The following is a 21421-nucleotide window of genomic DNA, read 5'->3' as shown; positions in this document are numbered from 1 at the left end:
GTGCCTGGCATCATCTCACACCTGAGCCCGGAGAACCGCAAGGCCCAGCGAGGCGCGCCCCATTCACCAACTCCGCTTCGGGTAAAGCCTTTGTCCGGTGTGGCCCATCGGTGGCGTTCAACGATGTCGGCCGTTTGTGCCGCTGTCGAGGGATGAGCGGACATCATCTGGAGCGCTCAAGCTCAACGCATGATTTGTGAGTAGATGTCTAGCTGCGCTCACTTGCCGCGCTTGAGGCGCAGCGCAATGCCGTGCTGCCAGGCGCGTATCCTGACGGCCGCTTCACTGCGATTGAGCTCTTTCGCAATCTCGTCCGGTTGCCGGCCCGCTTCAGCCATGCCCTTTAATTGCTCATGCTCTTCCACTGTCCATTCTTCAACAACGGATGATTGCATAGGTCGCCTGGAGAGTCGAAGCGTTCGAGAAGGGCAACAAGGCTTCCCTACCCAAGTTCCTACATCACTCCGTTCGAGCGCACGCAGGCCGTCCAGCAGCTCGGCCTCCAGCTCACGGATATGCTCGGCCGGGGGCCCGCTCGAAATCACGCGGGAGCTTCCGGCAGCGCTCCAGCCGTTCCTGAAGAATCCGCTTGTCTCTGTCTCGGTCCATGCTGGCCTTGATTCAACAGAGCACAGACGGCTTCAAGGGAATGTCCAAAAGTGCACGCCGCCATGGGGCGCAATTGAACAGCGGTCGCGTGTTGAAGTGGCGGTTGGATCGAAGGTCGCCAACGGGACAAAGCGGCAGAAGTTCCTACTTCAGCGCCTTCCCAAGCTCGGTCGCAGCAAGATCGTGCTGCGGCACTCCGTGCCTTCGATCGCAGGCAACCAATTTGAATCTCACTTGTTGTCGCCGGCACAATCCATTGCAGGAGACAAAACATGTCACGTCTGACTTTGCTGGCCGCAACCTTGTTGCTGCTCGCATCTGCGCCCGCGGGCGCCCAGCCCGCGCAAAGCGGACCGGGCAACAATGCCGTCAACAGCTCCGACCAGAACAACTCGAACGCGCCGGTCGCCGGCCGCAACAGCTTCACCGAGGGACAGGCGAAGTCGCGGATCGAGAACGCGGGATATTCCAACGTCTCCGGCCTGCAGAAGGACAACGAAGGCGTCTGGCGAGGCAAGGCCGACAAGGCCGGCACCAAGACCGATGTCAGCGTTGACTTCCAAGGCAACGTCAATCCCGCGAAGTAAGGAGGAAACAGCATGACGATCACCATTTCTCGTCTCTACGACAATTATTCCGATGCCGAGCAGGCCGTCACCCGGCTCCAGAGCGCCGGCGTGCCGCACTCCGACATCAGCATCGTCGCCAACAATTCCGACAATTGGTACGGCTCATCGCGCGGCAAGATCGATCGTGACCGCGACGGCGTCGACGATCGCGCCGAAGGCGCCGGCACGGGTGCCGGCATCGGCGCCGGCCTCGGCGGCGCAGCAGGCCTTCTCGCCGGTCTCGGCCTGCTCGCCATTCCCGGTCTCGGACCGGTCGTGGCTGCGGGATGGCTCGCCTCCACGGCTGCCGGCGCCGCCGCGGGCGCGGCCACGGGCGGCATCGTCGGCGCACTGACCCAAGCAGGCATCTCCAAGGAAGACGCCTCGCGCTACGCTGAAGGCGTCCGCCGCGGCGGCACGCTCGTCTCGGCGAGGGTCCCTGACCAGGATCGCGCACGGCTCGATGCGCTTCTCCATGACAGATCCGTCAACCTTCAGGAGCGCAGCTCTGCCTGGCAGAAAGCCGGCTGGACCGACTTCGATGCCGCAAGCCCGCCTCTCGCTCCCGACGACATCCGCCGCGAGCGGGAGCTTTACGGCATGGGCGCGCGGCGATAGGTCCCGGCCGACCCGACAAGACAAAGGCCCCGCGCTGGTGGGGCCTTTTTTGATGGTGGAGCGGGTCTGCCTTACCGAAGCCGCGTCGGGAAAAACAGGAACCACGTGTCAAACTTTATCTAAAAGGCGCCGAATCGGTTTCGGCGAAATGAAAGCTTTTCGCGCCATGCTGGGCATGTCGATTTGCTCTCGTTGCGAAAGAACGCAAACGGGACCGCTTTGGAGAGACCACCGATGTACTTCGTCGCCGCTGCATTGCTGGGGCTGTCGGGACTGTTCTACTCCGCCAGCCGTCATGAGCTCGGCCAGTTCGGAGCAGACGTGTGCCGCTATGGCGGGGCGTTCTGCGACAATCCGGTGGTCCTCTTCACGGGCGCAGCGCTCGCCGCCGCCTGGGGCATGTTCGTTAGCGTCAAGTAGCATCGCGCTGGCCCAAAGACGATCTTGCGAAGCCGGCGAGGATCTGACGGCTCTTGCGATGGTCCGTTTCTAACACTGTTTTGCCCGACGATCAATCAAAATTCGCCTCATCCGAAGTGGCGGCCGGGAGCTCCACTGGGGAACTTCTGTTCCCCCATTAGCATTTGCTATGAAGTTCTCATAGCAAGGGCCTTCCTTCATGCGCGACAGCGCTCACGCTTCCAAGACGTCCGCGCCGTCGCTTTTGAAAAGGCTGGGGCCCGGTCTGATCACCGGCGCGGCCGACGACGATCCGTCGGGCATCGCCACCTACTCGCAAGCCGGCGCGCAATTCGGTTTCGCGCTGCTCTGGACGGTGTTTCTGACCACCCCGTTCATGATCGCCATTCAACTCGTCAGCGCCCGGATCGGCCGGGTCACCGGCAAGGGGCTCGCCGCCAACGTCATGCGGCTCGCGCCTCGCTGGGCGGTGCTCGCGCTCGTGTCCATGCTCGTCGTCGCGAACACGTTCAACATCGCGGCCGACATTGCCGCGATGGCGGAGGCGCTTGGGCTCGTGATCGGCGGGCTCCAGCACGAACATGCGCTGATCTTCGCCGCCGGCTCGACCCTGCTCCAGATCTTCCTGCCCTATCGCCGCTATTCGCCGGTGCTGAAATTCCTCACTCTTGCGCTGTTCGCCTATGTCGCCACCGCCTTCACCGTGCAGATTCCGTGGAGCACGGCGCTGCTCGCCGCAGTGTGGCCCAAGGCGAATGTCAGCGCCGACTATTTCCTGATGGTCGTCGCCGTGCTCGGCACCACCATCAGCCCTTACCTGTTCTTCTGGCAGGCCTCGCAGGAGGTCGAGGAGATGAACCAGGGCAAGCGCGACAAGCCGCTGCGCGATGTTCCGAGCGGCGGCAATCCGGAGCTCGCGCGCATCAGGGCCGACACTATCTCCGGCATGTTGCTGTCCAACGGCATCGCCTTCTTCATCATCCTGACCACTGCATCGGTGCTGAATGCCAACGGCGTGACCAAGATCAATTCGGCGACGGAGGCCGCCGAAGCGCTGCGGCCGCTCGCCGGCGACTTCACCTTCGCGCTGTTCGCGCTCGGCATCATCGGCACGGGTCTCTTGGCCATCCCGGTGCTGGCGGGCTCGGCGGCTTACGGCGTCGCCGAGATCTTCGGCTGGCACGCCACGCTGGAGGCGAAACCTGAGAAAGCAGTCGGCTTCTATACGATCATTGCGGCAGCAACCATCATCGGCTTCGGCCTGGGCTTCACGGGAATCGACTCGATACACATGCTGGTGTGGAGCGCGGTGCTCAACGGTATCGTCGCCGTCCCCATCATGACGATGATGATGCTGATCGTCTCGAGTCGCGCCATCATGGGCCACTTCAGGGCCCGCTCATGGCTGATCGCGCTGGGCTGGCTCGGCACTGCACTGATGGCGCTCGCCGTCCTCGCTCTGCTCGGCTCGTCCGTGATCGGCTGATGAGAAACGAAACGAGCCGGAAGGGCCTCCCGGCCGCGCACCCATGCCGGAGATCAACGTCGATAGGCTACGGTATGACGGGATTAACGGTTGGCGACGTCTTCGGCCCCGGCCGGGCCGGCTCTATCGGCGATTTCGGTTCGGTCGGAAGCACGGCGGCCCCTGCGGCGCGCGCAGCTTCCCCGGTCGTCGCATACATCGCGACGTGGGCCGGCTGGGTTTTAGCGCGGTTCCAAGGTCCGTAGTCGACGATCAGCATCGCTGCAATCGTCACGCCAGCCACGATCAGCGCGATCACGCCGGGATGACGAAGTGCCGCAGAGATGGAACTCGCGAAACGATCAGCTGTCATCAGAAGCGTCCGCAATTATCCTATTGCAGGTTAATTCAATTGCGTGCGCCCGGTTCCGCTCCGGCTTCGGTAAGGTCCCGGCGAAGGCGGGAACACCCCGTCATGCTTTACCGATTCACTCGCCCGGCGCGATGGCATTGCTCGGGGTCGGCCGGTCCGTGATCTGCTGACCGAACAGACTGCCGATCAGCTCGACCGCTGTGCGTGCCGTCCGGCCACGTTCGTCCAAGAAGGGATTGAGTTCGACGATGTCGACCGATCCCACCACGCCGGAATCGTGCAGCAGCTCCATGATAAGATGGGCCTCGCGATAGGTGGCGCCACCGGGCACGGTGGTGCCGACGCCTGGCGCCACGCAAGGGTCGAGAAAATCGACATCGAAGCTGACATGCAATACGCCATTGCTTGCCTTGACCCGCTCGATGACGCGCCGGATCAAGACAGCGACGCCGAATTCGTCGATCTGCCGCATGTCGACAACCCTGATCCGGCGCGCGCGCATCAAGTCCTTCTCGAGCTTGTCGATCGAACGCGCGCCGAACAGATCTAGCCTCTCAGGGGTGATCGAAGCGCGGGGATCGTCACCCAGCAGTCCGTCGAGGCCGGGCTCCCCGCACAGGAACGCGGCCGACATCCCGTGCATATTGGCCGTGATCGTCGTTTCCGGCGTGTTGTAGTCGGCATGGGCATCGAGCCAGAGCACAAACAGGTCGCGGCCGCGCTCCTTCCAATGACGCGCCATCGCATTCACCGAGCCCATCGACAGCGTGTGATCGCCGCCGAGGAAGATCGGCACTGCGCCGCTTTTCGCGATCTCATAGCCTCTGCGACTCAGCACGCGCGTCCAGCGCTGGATTTCCCGGTAATGATTGGCTTTCTCGGGCGGCCTGTCGGCGAGGTCACGGACCTCGGCCACGGAAAGATCGCCGTAGTCGACGACCTCAAAATCGAGGCTATCGAGCAGTGTCGCAAGGCCTGCGGTGCGCAGCGCAGCAGGGCCCATCAAGGTGCCGCGCTGCGAAGCTCCCATATCGATGGGAGCGCCGAGCAAGGCGATGCGCCGGGTTCGATCCGTCGCGGTCCGATCGGTCACGGCAATCTCCTGATATCAGCAGGGCTACCGCCAGCCTAACAGAGATTCGCATCCGTCGTTTCCCGGGGGGCCGCCGTGGGCCTATTGTCCCGGAACAAAATCCCGCGCGCTGAATTGCCCATTCCAGGGCCGGCACCCGCCGTAAAGCCACGGCGCCTGTCGCGGATAGCCAAAGGTCGTCAGACCCGCTGTTCAAAACGAGCGCTCGCGCGGATAGCCAAAGGTGCCGGCCTCCATCATCGGGCCTGGAGGTCGCGCTTGAGCACGGAGACACCGCAGTCCAATCCCCAGCCCGGCATGGCCGAACGCGCCATCGATGCAGCGACGGATGTATCCCGTACGATCGGTGAAGTCGCGGGGGGCCTGCATGCAGCGGTCGATCGTCTTACCTCTGCGATCGAGGAAGCGCGAAAGCCGGGCCGGCCGCTCTCGACGATTGCGGCGATCACGCGCGAAGCGCCGCTCGCCAGCCTGTTCGTTGCTTTCCTGTTCGGCGTCGCGGTTGCGCGTCGACGCTAGAACATGATCCGAAAAGCTATCGAGCGGTACTCCGAAGAGGCCATGCTCAAACAATAACCCTAAATCGAAGCGGGCCCGTCAGGCCGCAGTGACGGCGGCGGCGCACTCAGCGCCAGGAACTGCCGATCGACGCTTCCACCGGCATTGGACGACAAAGAAGTACCCCTGCCCTTCCTCGCATCCCATGCTCACCAGAAAGTCCGCCGTGGCGCGGTTCTCGATACCTTCAGCCACGACTGTGAGACCGACCTGCTTGCTAAGCCCGATAGTCGAGCTGACGATCGCAGCATCGTCAGAAAGGCAAGCAGATCGACCACGAACGAACGATCGATCTTGAGCCCGTCGAGCGGAAACTTCTTCAGGTAGCTCAGGCTTGCATAACCGGTACCGAAATCGTCGAACAGAACGCGGACGCCCAGCTCTTGGATCCGTTTGAACCTGTCGAGCACGCGGCTTTCGTCATGGAGCAGGATGTCTTCGGTGACCTCCAGCTCGAGCAGCGACGGCGTGAGTCCCGTCGCTTCGAGCAACGCCGCAACCGTCGGAAGACCGCCGCTCCGCCGCCGTGATCAGACCGATGAGGCTCGCATGCAGCATGCTGCGGTTCGCAAGACCTGTCAGCGTATCATGTTCCGCGCACGGCGCTTATGTGGCCTTTGCTCACAGACTTGCCTAAATTTAATCCCGTAACCTGCTCATGATCGCTCGATCCAGCGGTTGCCATTGACCATGTTCAGCCAAAGGTGATTGAGACGGAGTCATGAAGAGGGTGTTTGCAATCCTGGCGTTTCTCTGCGTCCTCGGGTTCGGCCAGTATTTCGTCGTCAGCCGGTTCGCGATCCGCCATGAGGCTTTGGCCCTGTTCGACGCTTCTCGCCAGCGGCCGATCTCGGTTGAGATCGCGGTGAGACGCGACTACGAGACCAAGGCCAATCTCGGCCTCTGGAAGCTTCCGCTCGCCGTCATCAGCAACGGCAACACTGTCAAGGCAACCGAATATTCCTTCCTGGCCAACGTACTCGCCGCACGCGGCTATCTGGTTGCCAGCATCCAGCAGGATCTACCGAGCGATCCGCCGCTGATGACCCATGCCGGCCAGCAATATGTCGGCCGGCGTGAAGTCTATATCCGCTGCGAGGCCAACATACTGTTCGTCTTAGGCGAGTTGAAGAGGCGGCAGGTGAACGTCGACTACGACCACATCACTCTAGTCGGCCATTCCAACGGCGGCGATGTCTCGATGTATGTCGCCCATCAGCACCCGGAGCTGGTATCGAAGGTGATCACGCTCGACAATCTGCGGGTGCCTTTGGTGCTCAGCGACAACATGAAGATCCTGTCGTTCCGCTCGAAGGATCCGCATTTCGTGGCCGATCCCGGCGTGCTGCCGACGCCGGAAGAGGCAAAAGCGCGCGGTATCGACATCGTCCATACCGGCGCACAGCACACCGAGATGAGCGATCGCGGTCCCGATTCGGTTAAGGCGAAGATCCAGGAGACGCTCGACCGCTTCCTGCGTGACAGCGCCAGCAGCGCGCTCGCGCCGGCCGATACGAAGAGCCCGATGATCATGAACCCCGGCGACTATTAGCCAGAAACCCCTTTGCGGCAGGTCAAGGCAGCTCCGAGCCGCCACGATAGGAGGGTCCCGCGATCTCGGAGGGACACCGCGGCACGGGCGCCCGCATTCGTAGATCTATCGTTCGAGGCGCAGGCTGCTGCAGTCGATCATCGCGCACATCGATCTCTCGCAATTCCAGATTACTCGATTTGATCCTGCTCGACGGCGCGAAGATGCCGAGCTTCCCTTGAGCCGCACGGAAGCCGGCGACATCATGGCCTATGCCGGATCGCTGCGCCGGTAGAACGCCGGGCCAACGTGACAGGTGGAACTGCAAATCCCTGCCGGAAGACCGACAGGATCAGCAGAAAAGGATGATGGACGGCGAATGAACCCATTAAGTGCGCATCATGGACCTGCCCGGCATCAGAATGCGCACTCGCCGGCGCGCAAAGTCAAATTTGTGGGCATGCAGCGCCGCACCAACAGAATCAGGACTTGTCCTTGCCCGGTTGCATGAAGCTGCCAGTCATCTGGCGCATGTGGTCCCCTGCGTTGGTGAACTGACTGCGCAGGAAGTCGGACTGAATTCGCATCGCTTCCTGAAGGTCTGTGGCGTGAACGAGCTTGCGCGCATGCTCGAACGCCGACTTCATGTTCTGTTCGGTGAAAGCGAGCGCCTGCTTCGACACCTCGGTCCCCGCGCCGGGAACGGTCGTCATCGATTTGGTGGCGGCTTCGAAAAACATGCCGAATGCCTTTTCCGCCTGGTCAATCGTCTTCTCGGCCAGGTCGCGCAGTTCGGCCGGAACTTCAAGCTTCGGGTCGATCATGGTCGCACTCCTCCCTTTTCCCGACTGAATACCACACTTACCGGATCGCCTTCCAGCGGGCCGGCCCCTGACGAGGGCTGCCTGGTGGGCCGAATCTGGCAGGAAACCAAGGAGAAGGCGTAGGGCCGGTGCGGCCTTACTCAGGACAGGGGATGTTCGGGAAGAGCTTCTTCGGTGGCGAGGTCTTCGACGAGCTTGATGACCTCGAAACGCTGCCGAGGCTCGAGCTTCAGGAACGCACGGAGCAGGCGCAGGCTTTCGACGGTGCCGCCCGCGGGCGCGCCGAGCTTGAGGTGCAGTTCAGCTGCGAAATTAAGGTTCTTCATCTCGCACCTATGACAAGCATCGGCCTTCATATTCTTGCGTCGAAGTCGCACGCGAGGGACCGAACGCCGCAACCCGATACTATGGGGATCAGTTCTCGGCCGCAGGCCCGGGTCTAGCATGGCCCAACCGAACAGGTTGCAATTATGCCAAGGAACAACTCATCCGGCAAGCCCAACAGCCCCTGTAGCAATGCGCCCGGATCGCGCCACGGCAATTCCGGATAACACGAATATCGACCGCCGTCACCTACCTGCGTCAAGAAGCGCCATCGATCACGTACACAGCCGAGATCGCTGTCAATCGGCCCTGCGTTTCCACTTTTTTCCGATGTGAACAGAGATGGGCTGACGCAAACTGGCGCATCGGCAGCATATAAACGCAATTGTTGAGTCGCGTCTCAGCGGTTGTATCGTTGGCGATAGAAAGCCAGTGGCCCGTACCGCATCTATAAGCAGCCGATCGCACTCCCGCGGGCGAAGCCGCGGGCATGCGATCGTCATTTGCGCTGCCCTGCCCGTGGTGCCCCCGTTGTCGTGACGAAGCCGTAGATCAGCGCCAGCCGGTCCAGGCATTCACGGAAACGCCGCGCAAAATAGTCGTTCCAGCGCTGCGTACGAACGGCGCGGCGCTGCCCGATCTGATCCATGGTCAACCCCAGCACAAGCACGTCGTGCACCAGCGCTGCGCCGTCGGTGCCGAGCTCGCGCTCGACCCGATTCAGCCGCAGCACCGCCTGGCGCTGGCTTTCGGTAATCGGCTCGCGTGTGCGAGCGCCATCGACATATTCACGGGTCGGGTCCATGGCCTGGGGCCCCCGCTCCGCCCTCTCCCAATCGCTCTGGAAGGCGCGCCCGCCGCGGTATTGTGCCTCGTCGATCTGATGATGCGCGTGCAGCCGGCCGAGCGGATCGCTCCGGACCGACCGGATGGCCACGATCTTCTCGCCGGGATCGACCGCCAGCGGATTGTCGACCTCGACTTCTGCCACTTCAGCATTGAACAGCACGTCGCGGGACCGCCGGTCGTAGATTCCAGCCAATTTGTAAGATTTGTTGCGTCGGGCACGTGCCACTCGGATACTCCTTTGCGAAATCGACGATGAACGGCTGGCCGCCGGTTTCAGGCAGCGCAGATCAGCCTGAGCACGACAGGACGGGTGGCACGGGCGGACTCAGCTGCAGAACGGCGCGTCAGACGCGCATGCGGCGTGCAATAGCTGGAACCCGGCTGGCGCGGATGGCCACAGAAAGTGATTTCCTTCCCGTCCTTGTCGCCGCCATAGGGGTAGCGGCAGTCGTCGTCGGCAACGTCGACCAGTGGGACCAACCGCGGCTGGATGCCGACGCAGCGCAATTTGGCGCGCGCAGCAGGCTTCATGGCGGATTTCGGCGGCACATTCAGGTTCGGCAACGCCGACCGGCGCGGCGACGGCGGGCAAGCCTCGCCGGGCAGCGACGGCACGACCGATGGGCTCGTCATCCAAGCCGGTATGACGAGACCGAGCCGCTTGGCGCGGCCGACCACCGCGCTACGTGTGTAAGCCGTTCCAAACCTTGCATTAATCTCTCGGCCGATGGCCGCATAAGACATCCCCTTCAGAAAATAGTCGCGAAGCGCGTCGGAGTGCTCCGACGGCCAATGGCCCGGTTCCATGCTGCTGTCCTGTGATGCGCCCCCTCCGACCGCATGATCGCGAGGCGGAAGATACATTCCGGTATTCCGAATCGAAAGTCAAGCGACAATTCTGATATTCATAATTGCATCAATTCCGAATTTCGGATTATAAGAGGCAAGACCATGCGCAATCGAGGGAATCACCATGTTGGACGTTGCAATGATCGAGCGGGGCCTGGAAAAGACCGGCAAGAGCAAGGGTGGCCTGGCGGCGGCCATGGGCGTGCGACCCGGCGCGGTCTCGGAGATTCTCGGCGGCGAGCGCCTAGTGAAGGCTTCGGAGATCATTCCGATCATGGAATATCTCGAACTCAACCTCGCGCCGATCATGGGCCGCGTCGGCGCCGGCGCCGTGATCGAGCCCGATTATGAACAAGTTCCGCCGGAGGGACTCGGTGACATCACGCTGCCCTTCCCGATCATGGAAGAGACGGTCGCCTTCGAGATCGTGGGCGATTCGATGCTGCCCAAGTACGAGAGCGGCGACGTGATCGTGGTCTACAAGGACCAGCGTCATCCGCTGTCGAGCTTCTATGGCGAGGAGGCCGTGGTCCGGCTCAAGACCGGCGAGCGCTATTTGAAGACCATCGAGCGTGGCAAAAGCCCCTCCGTGGTCAACCTCACCAGCTTCAACGCGAAGCCGATCGTCGGCGTGAAGCTCGAATGGGTCGGAGAGATCTGCCTGTCCATGCCCAAGGGACAGCTCGAGCGGCTGCGCGCCAAGTCGGCCCGCCCCCGCAAGAAGGGCAGGTAGCCGCCGATTTCCATTTTTTGGAAGTCGCTCTTGACTTTTTTCTGATTTTCAGAAATACTCTGCCGCACTCTCGACTGGGTGCGGCAGGTTCGTTCTATGCAATATTTCGTCGTGATGATCGATTATGGGCGGCGCGGCCGCGAAGCGGTCGTCGACCCCGAAATCACGAGGCGCGAGATCATCTCCCGCATCGTTTCGGGCGAATACCGGAACGTCTCGTTCATCCACGAAATCGCCGACAATTCGGTCGAGGACGTGACCGAGGCCATCCTGTCCGAGGCCGCCCTGCCCCAGATCCCGCCCGAAGATATCGACCTCCAGGCATGCCGCCTCGATCACGCCCGCGATCTGCGCAAGCACGAGCGGACGTGACGCAAGCCGGCAGCCTGCATCGCGCCGTCTCGAATGAACGTCACACCGTAAGCACGGTCGATCCCGTGGTCTTGCGCGCGGCGAGATCGGCATGCGCCTTGGCGGCGTCCTTAAGGGGATAGGTTTGGTGCACCTCGATCTTGACTGCACCGGACTTGACGACCTCGAACAGCTCGCCTGCCATCGCGACCAAACTTTCACGCTTGGCGGCATAAGTGAACAGCGTCGGCCGCGTGACGTAGAGCGAGCCCTTCTGGGCCAGCAGGCCGAGATTGAGCGGATCGACGGCGCCGGAGGACTGACCGAACAGCGCGGCAACGCCGAGCGGCGCGAGGCAGTCCAGCGATTTCAAGAACGTGTCCTTGCCGACGGAATCATAGACGACAGGCACCTTCTTGCCGCCGGTGATTTCGTCGACGCGCTTCACGAAATCCTCGCGCGTGTAGATGATGACATGGTCGCAGCCATGCGCCTTGGCGAGCTTCGCCTTCTCGTCATTGCTGACGGTGCCAATCACGGTTGCGCCGAGGTGCTTGGCCCACTGGCTCAGGATCAGACCGACGCCGCCGGCCGCGGCGTGGAGCAGGATGGTGTCGCCGGACTTCACCCGATAGGTCTGCCGGATCAGATACTGCGTCGTCAGCCCCTTGAGCATCATCGCCGCCGCAGTCTTGTCATCGACACCGTCAGGCAGCTTCAACAAGCGGTCGGCGGGGATCAGCCGGGCCTCGGAATAGGCGCCGAGCGGCGAGGCGCCGTAGGCAACACGATCGCCCGGCTTCAGATCGGTGACGCCTGGGCCGACTTCCTCGATGACGCCGGCCGCCTCGCTGCCGAGCCCGCTCGGCAGCTGCGCCGGATACAGGCCCGAGCGGTTGTAGATGTCGACGAAATTGAGACCAACGGCGGTGTGGCGGATGCGTGCCTCGCCCGGTCCGGGCTTGCCGACGCTGACCTCCTCCCAGACCAGGACTTCCGGGCCGCCGGTCTTGTGAAAGCGAATGGCATGCGTCATGGGTGTTACTCCCTTATCGTTGCAGTGAAGTTCAGAGAACCTGATCGCACTGGGAAGTAGGCATTTGGTCCGGCCGTTACAGTACCGACGCGTAACAAGAATGTCACAGCGGCCGACAAATGTCCGCCGTTCCGTCTCTGTTCGGAAGAGTTGATGACGGGCGCGGGGGCGAGTGGCAGTAGCCTTCACGCGGGGTTTGGTGGTCGCCTGCGAAGGAGAGCCGAGATGCCAGCTTATGTTCAGCATCATCAGGATGTCGAGATCGCGCCAGTGACTTGCCCCACCTGCATGGGGTTCCTGCCGATGTATGTCCGCGAGGTCGAACCGCATTGGAGCCTTGCCAAGATCGACCTTGTCTATGAATGCGCCGATTGCGGCGCCGAGGTCAGACAGACCATCCGCAAACCGGAGCTGGTGCGGCACTGATCGCGCGCCGGCGCACCGTTCAACTATTTGCGCTAAGCGGAAAAAACGCCGCTCCCGCGGGTCTGGTCGCTCCCAAACGAGGCTTGTTCTTTGCCCGGAACGCAGGCAGAACAAGCCTCAAGCAAGACCTTTGGGAGCGCCGTTTCGTGGCTGATCAGAAGGCCTCGACCTCGATCGAGGCAGTGGAGAGCGGCCTCGCCGCGCAAGGCTATATCGCGAGCCGGCAGATCGCGACCGCCGTCTATCTGTCGCAACAGATCGAGAAGCCGATCCTGGTCGAGGGCCCCGCGGGCGTCGGCAAGACCGAGCTTGCCAAGGCGATTGCCGCTTGGCGCGGCATGAAGATGATCCGCCTGCAATGCTATGAAGGCCTGGACGAGGCCAAGGCGCTCTACGAATGGAAATACGCCAAGCAGCTTCTCTATACCCAGATCCTGAAGGACAAGCTCGGCGAAGTCCTGGGTGGCGCGCAGACGCTGAATGCAGCGCTCGACCAGCTCCACGATTTCGGTGACGTGTTCTTCTCGAAGGAATTCGTCGAGCCGCGGCCCCTGCTCCAGGCGCTGGAGCAGCCGGGCGGCTGCGTGCTCCTGATTGACGAGATCGACAAGTCGGATGCGGAATTCGAATCGCTGCTGCTGGAGATCCTGTCCGACTTCCAGGTCACCATCCCCGAGCTCGGCACCGTCTCGGCGATCACGCCGCCGACCGTGATCCTCACCTCCAACAGTGAGCGCGACCTCGGCGACGCCTTGAAGCGACGCTGCCTGCATCTGCACATCGGCTTTCCCGAGCACAGGCTGGAAGAACGCATCGTCGAGAGCCGCGTGCCTGGCATCTCGCAGGCGCTGCGCCGGCAGATGGTCGGTTTCATCCACGAGATCCGCTCACTCGATCTGAAGAAGCTACCCTCGGTCAGCGAGACCATCGATTGGGCGCGCGTGCTGGTGCTGCTTCAGACCACCGAACTCGATACCGAGATCGTCAAGGACACGCTCAACGTGCTCCTGAAATACGAAGCCGATATTGAAGCCGCGTCGCCGCAAGTTACGACCTTCATTGCCAAAGCGGCGCGGTCCAACGTCTTCGGTTGAGACCGATGCGCGAGAACCTCCATCGTTTTTTTCGGGCGGCCCGCGGCGCCGGCGTTCATGTCTCGCCCGCCGAAAGCATTGATGCGATGCGTGCGGTCAAGCAGGTCGGTTTCTCCGACCGCGCGATCTTGCGCGATGCCCTGCTGCTGACGCTCGCCAAGTCGCAGGACGAGAAGCTCGCACTCGGCGATTGTTTTGATCTCTTCTTCAGTCAGCCGGAACAGCGGCAGGATCAGCCTGAGGCCAGCAGCGATGACGCTTCGCAGGACCTGGATCAGTCGCCCTCATCGGACGCGGGCAGCGAAGCCGGTGAAGGTCAGCCTCCCCAGGAACTGGGCGCTCTTGCTCAGATGCTGCTGTCGCAGGATCGCAATGCGATCGCGGCGGCGATCGCCAGTGCCTCCGGTGTCGCCGCGCTGTCCGATATCCGCTATTCCACCCAGCGCGGCATCTTCTCCAGCCGCATCCTCGACGCCATGGGCCTCCAGCGCCTGCGGGACGATCTGGACCAACTGACCGCGACCAACCCGTCACTGGCCGAGCGTCTGCGCGCTGCGCTCGATGCCTTGCGCGAAGCGGTGCGCGACACGGTCTCCCAGGGGCTTGCGCTCTACGCCCGCGAGGAGGCCGAAAGCCTCCGCAACGAGATCCTGCGCAACGCGCCGCTCGCGCGCATCGAGCGGCGCCAGGTCGCCGAGATGCGCGCCCTCATCCGCCAGATCGCGCGCCGGCTGCGCGAGCGCTACTCGAAGCCGCGCAAGCGCCAGCGCCGCGGCCATCTCGACGTTCGCCGTACGCTCCGCCGCAACGCGGCCTGGGGCGGGGTGCCGTTCCTCACCGCCTGGAAACGCAAACATCGCGACCGGCCCAAGATCGTGGCCCTCTGCGACGTCTCCGGCTCGGTCGCCCAGGTCTCCGACTTCTTCCTGCTGTTGATCCACTCGCTGCATGAGGTGGTCGACGACGTCCGCTCCTTTGCCTTTTCCTCGCATCTGATCGAGGTCAGCGAGATCCTGGAGAACAACTCGCCGGAAGAGGCGATGGCCGAGATCATGTCCAAGGTCGGTTTCGGCTCGTCCGACTACGGCTCCTCGCTGGTCGATTTCGAGAAGGAATTCATGAGCGCGCTGACGCCGCAGACCACGGTCATCGTGCTCGGCGACGCTCGCAGCAATAACCTCGACCCGCGCGCCGACATCCTGCGCCGTATCTCCGAGCGCTCAAAGCGGCTGGTCTGGCTCAATCCCGAAGGACGGCTCGCCTGGGGCTTTGGCGATTCCGAGATGCCGCGCTATGCGACCTTTTGCAGTGTCGTGCGCCAATGCGCCACCGCGCAGCAGCTCGAGCGCGCGGTGTCCGATATCGTGGCCACTTATCAGTGAAGGCCGGTCACGCCCCTCTCTGAGGTCAGGCGGAGGTCAACTCGGCCCGGGCGATATTGCACTCCCGAAAGTGATACGCAATTTCGTCGAGCGCGCGCTGTTCCCATTCCTGGGCTTGCGCGAGCCAGAAAACCCGCCGCTCAAAATCGAGCGCGGCACGCTCGCGGCACAGACATTCCTGACTGCGAATTTCCACCAGCCTGTTCATGCAGTCCACTCCTGCCTGTGAAGCCATTCCCCGCGAACCTAACAGGGCCCCGAACGCTCCGTCTCATCATTTCTGTGCATATTGCGACGCAGAATGGGACAGTAGCTGTTCCCGTGCAGCGCAGCAGTTCGCGCCGCAACACAAGCCTAAATCATCAATATGTGATCGAGGTCTGGGACAATATTTGCGCTCAAACGATCTTAACTCCTATGACGCAATCAAGTGCGGCAATTTGTGAAGAGACGTTCTAAACAACTCACCGAATTCCCGACTCATTGTCGTCGCATGGTGTTCATGCAGCGCCGCTAACATGGTGTTCATGCAGCGCCGCTAACAGGGGCGCGCAGACGTTACTATCGCTTGAGGCAGTATGAGCAACGACGTCGACTTCGATCTTTCGCCGGATCAATGGGAAGCGCTACGCACGCTTCGCAATCCGGCATCGAACAGTCGCCTCTCGAAGGCCTATCTGGTCGAAAGCCTCATCAAGCTCGGCCTTGTTGTCGTCAATGGCGGCGTGCCTGAGATGACGCCCACCGGACGCAAAGTGCTGGTCCGCGGATCATGCCGGCTGCTGGATCTCGTAGCGTAGTGCGAACGGCGGTTGGCCGCCCTCACCCGAACATCAATTCTCGCCGAAATCGGAATTAGATGACCTTGGCAGCAAGAGTGCCCGAGGGTAGCAACGCCGACTGCTTAACCGACGTTGCGGATCAGTCACTCCTAGCGGAGGAGCGGCGTTCCATACGCCCTCCTCCAGACCGACAGGAAACGCGGGAACCAGGAGTGCGCCACAGCACCCTTGTAGGCCCAGGTGCGATATTTGAGGCCTTGCTCGGACAGCAATTCCTGATAGCCGCCATGGACCTCGGTTGCGGTCCGAATGTCCTTCAATATTCCCTGGGCGCAGGCTCGGTAGGTGTCGCCCCCTGAGAATTCGTCGTAGTCCAGCATGCGATCCGCAAACTCGACATTGAATGTCGGCCAGGATGAGCGTCCCTGGTAGGCGGGAGCCGCGATCTTGTGAATCATCTTGGTCTGCGAATTATCCGCCGACACCAGGAAGTGGAACGTGTTAGGGACGCGGAAGCGCGGCTCCGCAATAATTAGATCCGCCGTTGCCGCGAACAGCGCGCGCTCGCACTCCTCGTTCAGGTCCCAGAAGCCGCGATGCACGCTGACGAAATCCAGCGCAACCGAGGACGCCGGCGGAGCCGCCGGGCCGTCCAGCGAATGTCTGATATAGCCGTCCTTGCCGAACAGCCGGAGCAGGTCCTTCTTGTACTGCCCGAGGTGACGTCCCAGCAGCCGCTTTAGCTCATTCTCGTCCACGACTCCGAGCTGAATGCCCCACACGAACGTCGTGTACACACAGGCATTTGTGACGAACCGCCGTCGCTCGGCGCGGGTGTCGGTGGCTGCAGAGCGCGGGGCGCGGGCATCGCACAGCAAATATCTGGTGCCGCCATCGTCGAATGACTCCAGCTCGCTTGCGAGCTGCAAGATCGCCCGCTTCAGGTCGCCTCCGTATTCGGCCAACAGCAGACGGCCGGCATGCGCGCATTGCGACATCGCCAGATAGGACGATGCCCTGTCCTCCGCGGAAATCATCTGCTGGAGACCGGCCAGGATGCCGAGCAGCGTATCCGAAGGACGCGAGAAATAGTTCACGCCGAGATACCGCCCGCGTCCCGCCGGCACGATGGTCGTGGTGACGACGCCAGCGCGAACCGCCTCCAGCAACAGATGCACGCTCTTTTCGAGCAGATTGGCCCGTCGCACCGCGTCATGCGAATCCATGATGGTTTGGGGATCGAGAATGTCGGGATAGAACCAGGCGAAGTCGCGCGGATAGTACGCGCAGGCGTGCGGCGCCCCCGTGACCAGGAAAGCCTCGGTCGCCGAGAAGGCGCTGTCCATCGAGTGCCGGTAAAGGTCCGCGATGGCCGAGAGTGAATGAGGTGACTGCCTCAGGAATCGATCGCCGAGAAAATTCACCGCCTGAAGCGCGTTGGCAACGAAGGTCGCCGTCAGGCCCTGATAAAACCGGTTCTCACGACGTGACGGAAAAGAGGTGCCGCTGTTCATAGGTGTCTTCGAATTGTGTCTCGTAATCCCGGCAATACGCCGCCACTTTCTAGAGCTGTCTGATTCGTGTCTCTATCCGGTGACTTGCGGGCTCGACTTACCTTCCCAGGGCCTGAAATTCTCGATCACCCGCAGCAGCACGCGGGCGCCAGCTTCGGCATCGGCGAGCTCGACATGCTCGTCAGGATGATGGCTGATGCCGCCGCGGCAGCGCACGAAGATCATGCCGACATCGGCAATGTCGACCATCGCCATGCCGTCGTGGCCTGCTCCGCTCGGCAGCTCGAATACGGAAAAGCCTTCCGCTCCGATCGCCTGAGCGATCTGCTCCTTGAGCCAGGGCGCACAGGGTGCCGTGCCGTTCTCGTGCGTGACGTCGAGCTGAAGCACCAATTGCCGGCGCTTCGCGACCGCCTCGATCTGGCGGACGATTTCGGCGACTGCACGCTTGCGATGCATGTCGATTGGCGCGCGCATGTCGATGGTGAAAGACACCTCGCCCGGGATGACGTTGGTCGCGCCGGGCCTTGCCTGGATGTATCCGACGGTCCCGACCAGCCCGCCGTCGTCGGTCCGGCAAAACTGCTCGATCGCGCCAATGCATTCGGCCGCGCCGGCGAGCGCATCACGCCGAAGCGCCATCGGCACCGTGCCGGCGTGCCCGGCCACGCCGGTCAGCCGCGCGGCAAGACGCGTCGCGCCCGCAATCGCGGTGACGACGCCGACAGGCAGGTTCTGTGCTTCCAGCACCGGACCCTGCTCGATATGCAATTCAAGGTAGGCAATTAGCTCGCGCCGCGTCCGTGCAGCCGCGCCGATATGATCGGGGTCAAGGCCGAACGTGATGAGCGCATCGCGCATCGACACGCCGTCACGGTCGCGCGTGTTCAGGACGCTCTTGTCGAATGTGCCGGCCACCGCACGGCTGCCGAGCAGGGTCGAGGCGAAACGTACCCCCTCTTCATCGGCAAAGCCGACGACCTCGATCGCGAACGGCAAGCGCCTGCCGCGGCGGTTGAGATCTGCGACACAGGCGATCGCGGTGACCACGCCGAGCGGCCCGTCCCATTTGCCGGCATCGCGCACGGTGTCGTAGTGAGAGCCGAGCATCAGGCAGGGCGCACCCGGCCGCACGCCTTCGTAGCGGCCACAGACATTGCCGATCGCATCGAGATGCGCGCTCATGCCGGCCTCGCGCATCCAGCCCAGGATGAGGTCCGCGGCTTCGCGCAACTCCTCGCTCAGATAGATGCGGGTGAGCTTGCCGGCCTCTTCCGAGATCGCACCGAGCACGTTGATGCGACGCACGATTTCTTCGCCGAGCGATGTCCTCTGAACGGCGTTCCCAGCAACCATCTCGGCGGGGCTTTCCATCTTTCGGGGCCGCAGCAGCGGCGGTCCTGATGACAATCGATACAAGTTGGATGCGAGCGAAAATCGCGCACTGGCGATGTCCCGATCCGGGTATCGTTAGCATGAACGCGAGCAGCTCGCCGACGGTCTCCCGGCATGCACACGCACGGACAGGTTAAAGCTGCTTAACTCCATTGCATACAATTGGAAGTTACTGCCCATAAATTAATCTGTCGATTTCCTGATCAGGATTCGGGCAGCATAGAGAATCCCATATTTTCAAGACCTTATCTCCAATTGAACGCTCCGCAGTCTGTGGCATGAAGCTTGCGACACTTGTCCCGAGCTCCGCCAGACCGGCGGCAGCCGCGAGATTGAGGCGGGGCATCCGCCAAGGGGAGCAGGCAATGGATTTTGGCAGGATTTCACGACGGCATTTGTTGCAAGGCGGTACGGCCCTGACCCTCGGCGCCGCGGCCGGCCTCCGCCCGGCCTTCGCAGCCGAGACGACCATCGGCTTCATCTATGTCGGCTCGCGTGACGACTACGGCTATAACCAGGCGCACGCGCAGGGGGCAGCGGCGCTGAAGAAGATTCCCGGACTCAAGGTCGTCGAGGAAGAGAAGGTGCCGGAGACCGATGCGGTCGAGAAGACGATCGAGTCCATGATCAATCTCGACGGCGCCAGCCTGCTCTTCCCGACCTCGTTCGGCTACTACAATCCGCACATGATCAAGATGGCCAACAAGTACCCGAAGCTCCGCTTCGAGCATTGCGGCGGCCTGTGGAGCGACAAGGATCCGAAGAACGCCGGCAGCTATTTCGGCTATATCGACGAAGCTCAATACATCTGCGGAATCGTCGCCGGCTACACCTCGAAGAGCGGAAAGCTCGGCTTCGTTGCGGCCAAGCCCATCCCGCAGGTGCTGCGCAATATCAACGCTTTCACGCTCGGGGCCAGGCTCGCCAATTCGAAGGCGACCACGCAGGTCATCTTCACCGGTGACTGGTCGATGCCGGTCAAGGAAGCCGAAGCCACCAACAGCCTGATCGACCAGGGCGTTGACGTGCTCACCTGCCATGTCGACGGTCCCAAGACCATGGTCGAAAACGCGGCACGACGCGGCGCCTTCGTCTGCGGCTATCACACCAACCAGTCGCCGCTCGCGCCGAAGGCGTATCTCACCGGCGCGGAGTGGAATTGGGAAGCGCTCTATCCGAAGTTCGTGAAGATGATTGCCGCCGGCGAGAGTATCCCGAACTTCTACCGCGGCGGCCTGAAGGAAGAGATTGTCAAGACATCGCCCTATGGCGAAGCGGTTTCCGCAGAGGCCCGCAAGCACGCCGACGACGTAAAAGCCAAATTCCTGTCGCCTGAAGGCTACGCCATCTTCAAGGCAGGGCTGGTCGACAACAGGGGCAAGACCGTGATCGCGGCCGGCACCGATCGCGGTCAAAAGGATCCCGAGCTCGAGAAGATGGACTATCTCGTCGAGGGTGTGATCGGAGCAACTTCGTGACAACGGAAGCTGCGGATCCCCTTGACGCGGCCGGGACGATTGCCCCGGCCGCCGATCCCGGCTTTCTCCAGCGCCACGGCGCAACAATTGAATACATCCTCATCCCGGGCGCGGCGCTCGTCGGCGCGCTCGCGGTCTTCGGCATCTTCGTCGCGATGTTCGGCAAGAATCCGCTCGACCTCTATTTCTACATGTACTACGGCGCGTTCGGCACCTGGTTTTCCTGGCAGAACACGCTCACGCGCGCTGCTCCCTTGATCCTAACAGCACTCTGCACGGCGCTGCCCGCGCAGCTCGGCATGGTTATCATCGGCGGCGAAGGCGCGCTCCTGATCGGCGCATTGTCGGCAACCAGCGCCGCATTGGCGCTCCAGGGCCTGCCGCCGCTTGTCGTCCAGATCGCCATGGTCATCGCCGGCGTGATCGGCGGAGGCTCGTGGATCATGCTGTCGGGCGGCTTGCGACAGTATCGCGGCGTCAACGAGACCATATCGAGCCTCTTGCTCGTCTACATCGCGCTCGCAATCCTCAACCATCTCGTCGAAGGCGCGATGCGCGATCCCGCAAGCCTCAACAAGCCCTCGACGCGCGAGATCGGCGCCGCCACCATGATCGGCACCATTCCCGGCACGGATGTGCATTGGGGCCTGGTGTTCGGCCTCATCGCCGCGATCGCCGCCTACATCCTGGTCTATCACACGGTGTTCGGCTTCGCCGCGCGGATTGCCGGCGGCAACATCCGCGCCGCGAAGATCGTCGGCCTCGGCGTCGACAAGCTGATACTGACCGTTTGCTTCCTTGCCGGCGGCGCCGCTGGCCTTGCCGGCATGGTCGAGGTGGCCGCCGTGCAGGGACGCACCAATGCCAACCTCGCGGCCGGCTACGGCTTCACCGGCATTCTCGTCGCCTTCCTAGCGCGGCAAAATCCGCTCGCCATCATCCCCGTGGCCGTCCTGCTCGGCGGCATCAGCGCCAGCGGCGGCCTGCTGCAACGGCGCCTGGGACTGCCGGATGCGTCCGTGCTGGTGCTCCAGGGCATCATCTTCGTCTTCGTGCTGGCCAGCGATGCGCTCTACGGCCGCATCGGGTTCCTGAGGGGAAAATCCTGA

General features: G+C 62.5%; 25 protein-coding genes and 1 pseudogene. 14 read left to right on the top strand and 12 right to left on the bottom strand.

The annotated features are described in order from the left end of the window. Positions 1-218 precede the first annotated feature (218 nt). A complete protein-coding gene (locus IVA91_RS34415) occupies positions 219-395 on the bottom strand; it encodes a hypothetical protein (protein WP_247460575.1) in 177 nt (58 codons plus the stop codon). A gap of 486 nt (positions 396-881) precedes the next feature. Between IVA91_RS34415 and IVA91_RS34410 the strand changes: the two genes are divergently transcribed. From IVA91_RS34410 to IVA91_RS34395, 4 genes are all read left to right on the top strand, one after another. Next, positions 882-1196: a hypothetical protein gene (locus IVA91_RS34410; RefSeq protein ID WP_247280577.1), complete on the top strand. Its 315-nt coding sequence runs from the start codon at positions 882-884 to the stop codon at positions 1194-1196. 12 nt (positions 1197-1208) lie between these two features. Further along, a complete protein-coding gene (locus tag IVA91_RS34405) occupies positions 1209-1835 on the top strand; it encodes a hypothetical protein (protein WP_247422167.1) in 627 nt (208 codons plus the stop codon). 234 nt (positions 1836-2069) lie between these two features. Then, positions 2070-2255: a hypothetical protein gene (locus tag IVA91_RS34400; protein WP_247301804.1), complete on the top strand. Its 186-nt coding sequence runs from the start codon at positions 2070-2072 to the stop codon at positions 2253-2255. A 199-nt stretch (positions 2256-2454) separates the two neighbouring features. Continuing rightward, a complete protein-coding gene (locus IVA91_RS34395) occupies positions 2455-3741 on the top strand; it encodes a divalent metal cation transporter (protein WP_247280574.1) in 1287 nt (428 codons plus the stop codon). A 67-nt stretch (positions 3742-3808) separates the two neighbouring features. Here IVA91_RS34395 and IVA91_RS34390 read toward each other — a convergent pair whose 3' ends face one another. Both IVA91_RS34390 and rocF read right to left on the bottom strand, forming a co-directional pair. Further along, positions 3809-4093, bottom strand: coding sequence for a hypothetical protein (locus tag IVA91_RS34390; RefSeq protein ID WP_247460574.1), 285 nt, complete (start codon positions 4091-4093; stop codon positions 3809-3811). A gap of 115 nt (positions 4094-4208) precedes the next feature. Further along, a complete protein-coding gene (gene rocF / locus IVA91_RS34385) occupies positions 4209-5186 on the bottom strand; it encodes an arginase (RefSeq protein WP_247422180.1) in 978 nt (325 codons plus the stop codon). Between the two features lie 258 nt (positions 5187-5444). Here rocF and IVA91_RS34380 point away from each other — a divergent pair, with 258 nt between their 5' ends. After that, positions 5445-5705: a hypothetical protein gene (locus tag IVA91_RS34380; protein WP_247422181.1), complete on the top strand. Its 261-nt coding sequence runs from the start codon at positions 5445-5447 to the stop codon at positions 5703-5705. 153 nt (positions 5706-5858) lie between these two features. Here IVA91_RS34380 and IVA91_RS34375 read toward each other — a convergent pair. Further along, positions 5859-6247: pseudogene (locus tag IVA91_RS34375) on the bottom strand (EAL domain-containing protein); the annotation flags it as partial. A 218-nt stretch (positions 6248-6465) separates the two neighbouring features. Here IVA91_RS34375 and IVA91_RS34370 point away from each other — a divergent pair. Continuing rightward, on the top strand, positions 6466-7296 hold the full coding sequence (locus tag IVA91_RS34370; RefSeq protein ID WP_247422184.1) for an alpha/beta hydrolase: 831 nt from the start codon (positions 6466-6468) through the stop codon (positions 7294-7296). Between the two features lie 461 nt (positions 7297-7757). Here IVA91_RS34370 and IVA91_RS34365 read toward each other — a convergent pair whose 3' ends face one another. From IVA91_RS34365 to IVA91_RS34350, 4 genes are all read right to left on the bottom strand, one after another. Beyond that, on the bottom strand, positions 7758-8099 hold the full coding sequence (locus tag IVA91_RS34365) for a phasin (protein ID WP_247301816.1): 342 nt from the start codon (positions 8097-8099) through the stop codon (positions 7758-7760). A 140-nt stretch (positions 8100-8239) separates the two neighbouring features. Beyond that, a complete protein-coding gene (locus IVA91_RS34360) occupies positions 8240-8425 on the bottom strand; it encodes a hypothetical protein (RefSeq protein ID WP_247280633.1) in 186 nt (61 codons plus the stop codon). 497 nt (positions 8426-8922) lie between these two features. Next, the gene (locus IVA91_RS34355) at positions 8923-9498 is read right to left on the bottom strand and encodes a hypothetical protein (RefSeq protein ID WP_247460572.1); all 576 of its coding nucleotides are present in this window, start codon (positions 9496-9498) and stop codon (positions 8923-8925) included. Between the two features lie 47 nt (positions 9499-9545). Beyond that, on the bottom strand, positions 9546-10079 hold the full coding sequence (locus IVA91_RS34350) for a GcrA family cell cycle regulator (protein ID WP_247460570.1): 534 nt from the start codon (positions 10077-10079) through the stop codon (positions 9546-9548). Between the two features lie 166 nt (positions 10080-10245). Here IVA91_RS34350 and IVA91_RS34345 point away from each other — a divergent pair, with 166 nt between their 5' ends. Then, on the top strand, positions 10246-10854 hold the full coding sequence (locus tag IVA91_RS34345) for a S24 family peptidase (RefSeq protein ID WP_247280567.1): 609 nt from the start codon (positions 10246-10248) through the stop codon (positions 10852-10854). Between the two features lie 96 nt (positions 10855-10950). Beyond that, positions 10951-11226: a hypothetical protein gene (locus tag IVA91_RS34340; RefSeq protein ID WP_247460568.1), complete on the top strand. Its 276-nt coding sequence runs from the start codon at positions 10951-10953 to the stop codon at positions 11224-11226. A gap of 40 nt (positions 11227-11266) precedes the next feature. On the opposite strand, the gene IVA91_RS34335 is transcribed toward IVA91_RS34340, so the two are convergent. Beyond that, on the bottom strand, positions 11267-12241 hold the full coding sequence (locus tag IVA91_RS34335; protein ID WP_247460565.1) for a quinone oxidoreductase: 975 nt from the start codon (positions 12239-12241) through the stop codon (positions 11267-11269). A 225-nt stretch (positions 12242-12466) separates the two neighbouring features. Here IVA91_RS34335 and IVA91_RS34330 point away from each other — a divergent pair, with 225 nt between their 5' ends. The 3 genes from IVA91_RS34330 (at position 12467) to IVA91_RS34320 (ending at position 15143) form a co-directional block, all read left to right on the top strand. Beyond that, positions 12467-12667: a hypothetical protein gene (locus tag IVA91_RS34330; protein ID WP_247460564.1), complete on the top strand. Its 201-nt coding sequence runs from the start codon at positions 12467-12469 to the stop codon at positions 12665-12667. 146 nt (positions 12668-12813) lie between these two features. Then, positions 12814-13761, top strand: coding sequence for a MoxR family ATPase (locus IVA91_RS34325; RefSeq protein ID WP_247460562.1), 948 nt, complete (start codon positions 12814-12816; stop codon positions 13759-13761). Between the two features lie 5 nt (positions 13762-13766). Next, positions 13767-15143, top strand: a complete 1377-nt coding sequence (locus IVA91_RS34320) for a VWA domain-containing protein (RefSeq protein WP_247460560.1) — start codon at positions 13767-13769, stop codon at positions 15141-15143. A 25-nt stretch (positions 15144-15168) separates the two neighbouring features. Here the strand turns inward: IVA91_RS34320 and IVA91_RS34315 are convergent, their stop codons facing one another. After that, positions 15169-15351, bottom strand: a complete 183-nt coding sequence (locus IVA91_RS34315) for a hypothetical protein (protein WP_247460558.1) — start codon at positions 15349-15351, stop codon at positions 15169-15171. A gap of 370 nt (positions 15352-15721) precedes the next feature. On the opposite strand from IVA91_RS34315, the gene IVA91_RS34310 reads away from it, so the two are divergent. Further along, entirely contained in the window at positions 15722-15943 is a 222-nt protein-coding gene (locus tag IVA91_RS34310) for a hypothetical protein (RefSeq protein ID WP_247460556.1), read from the top strand. Between the two features lie 131 nt (positions 15944-16074). On the opposite strand, the gene IVA91_RS34305 is transcribed toward IVA91_RS34310, so the two are convergent. Both IVA91_RS34305 and IVA91_RS34300 read right to left on the bottom strand, forming a co-directional pair. Beyond that, on the bottom strand, positions 16075-17439 hold the full coding sequence (locus tag IVA91_RS34305; RefSeq protein WP_247460555.1) for a hypothetical protein: 1365 nt from the start codon (positions 17437-17439) through the stop codon (positions 16075-16077). 72 nt (positions 17440-17511) lie between these two features. Beyond that, positions 17512-18795, bottom strand: coding sequence for an allantoate amidohydrolase (locus IVA91_RS34300; RefSeq protein ID WP_247460553.1), 1284 nt, complete (start codon positions 18793-18795; stop codon positions 17512-17514). 404 nt (positions 18796-19199) lie between these two features. Here IVA91_RS34300 and IVA91_RS34295 point away from each other — a divergent pair, with 404 nt between their 5' ends. Then, positions 19200-20312, top strand: a complete 1113-nt coding sequence (locus tag IVA91_RS34295) for a BMP family ABC transporter substrate-binding protein (protein ID WP_247460550.1) — start codon at positions 19200-19202, stop codon at positions 20310-20312. Beyond that, the gene (locus IVA91_RS34290) at positions 20309-21421 is read left to right on the top strand and encodes an ABC transporter permease (RefSeq protein ID WP_247460547.1); all 1113 of its coding nucleotides are present in this window, start codon (positions 20309-20311) and stop codon (positions 21419-21421) included. The genes IVA91_RS34295 and IVA91_RS34290 overlap by 4 nt, the downstream gene beginning before the upstream one ends.

The organism is Bradyrhizobium sp. 153 (assembly GCF_023073835.1).
Lineage (GTDB): Bacteria > Pseudomonadota > Alphaproteobacteria > Rhizobiales > Xanthobacteraceae > Bradyrhizobium.
Note: the sequence above shows the minus strand (reverse complement) of the source record. Positions and strands in the feature narration are given on the sequence as shown.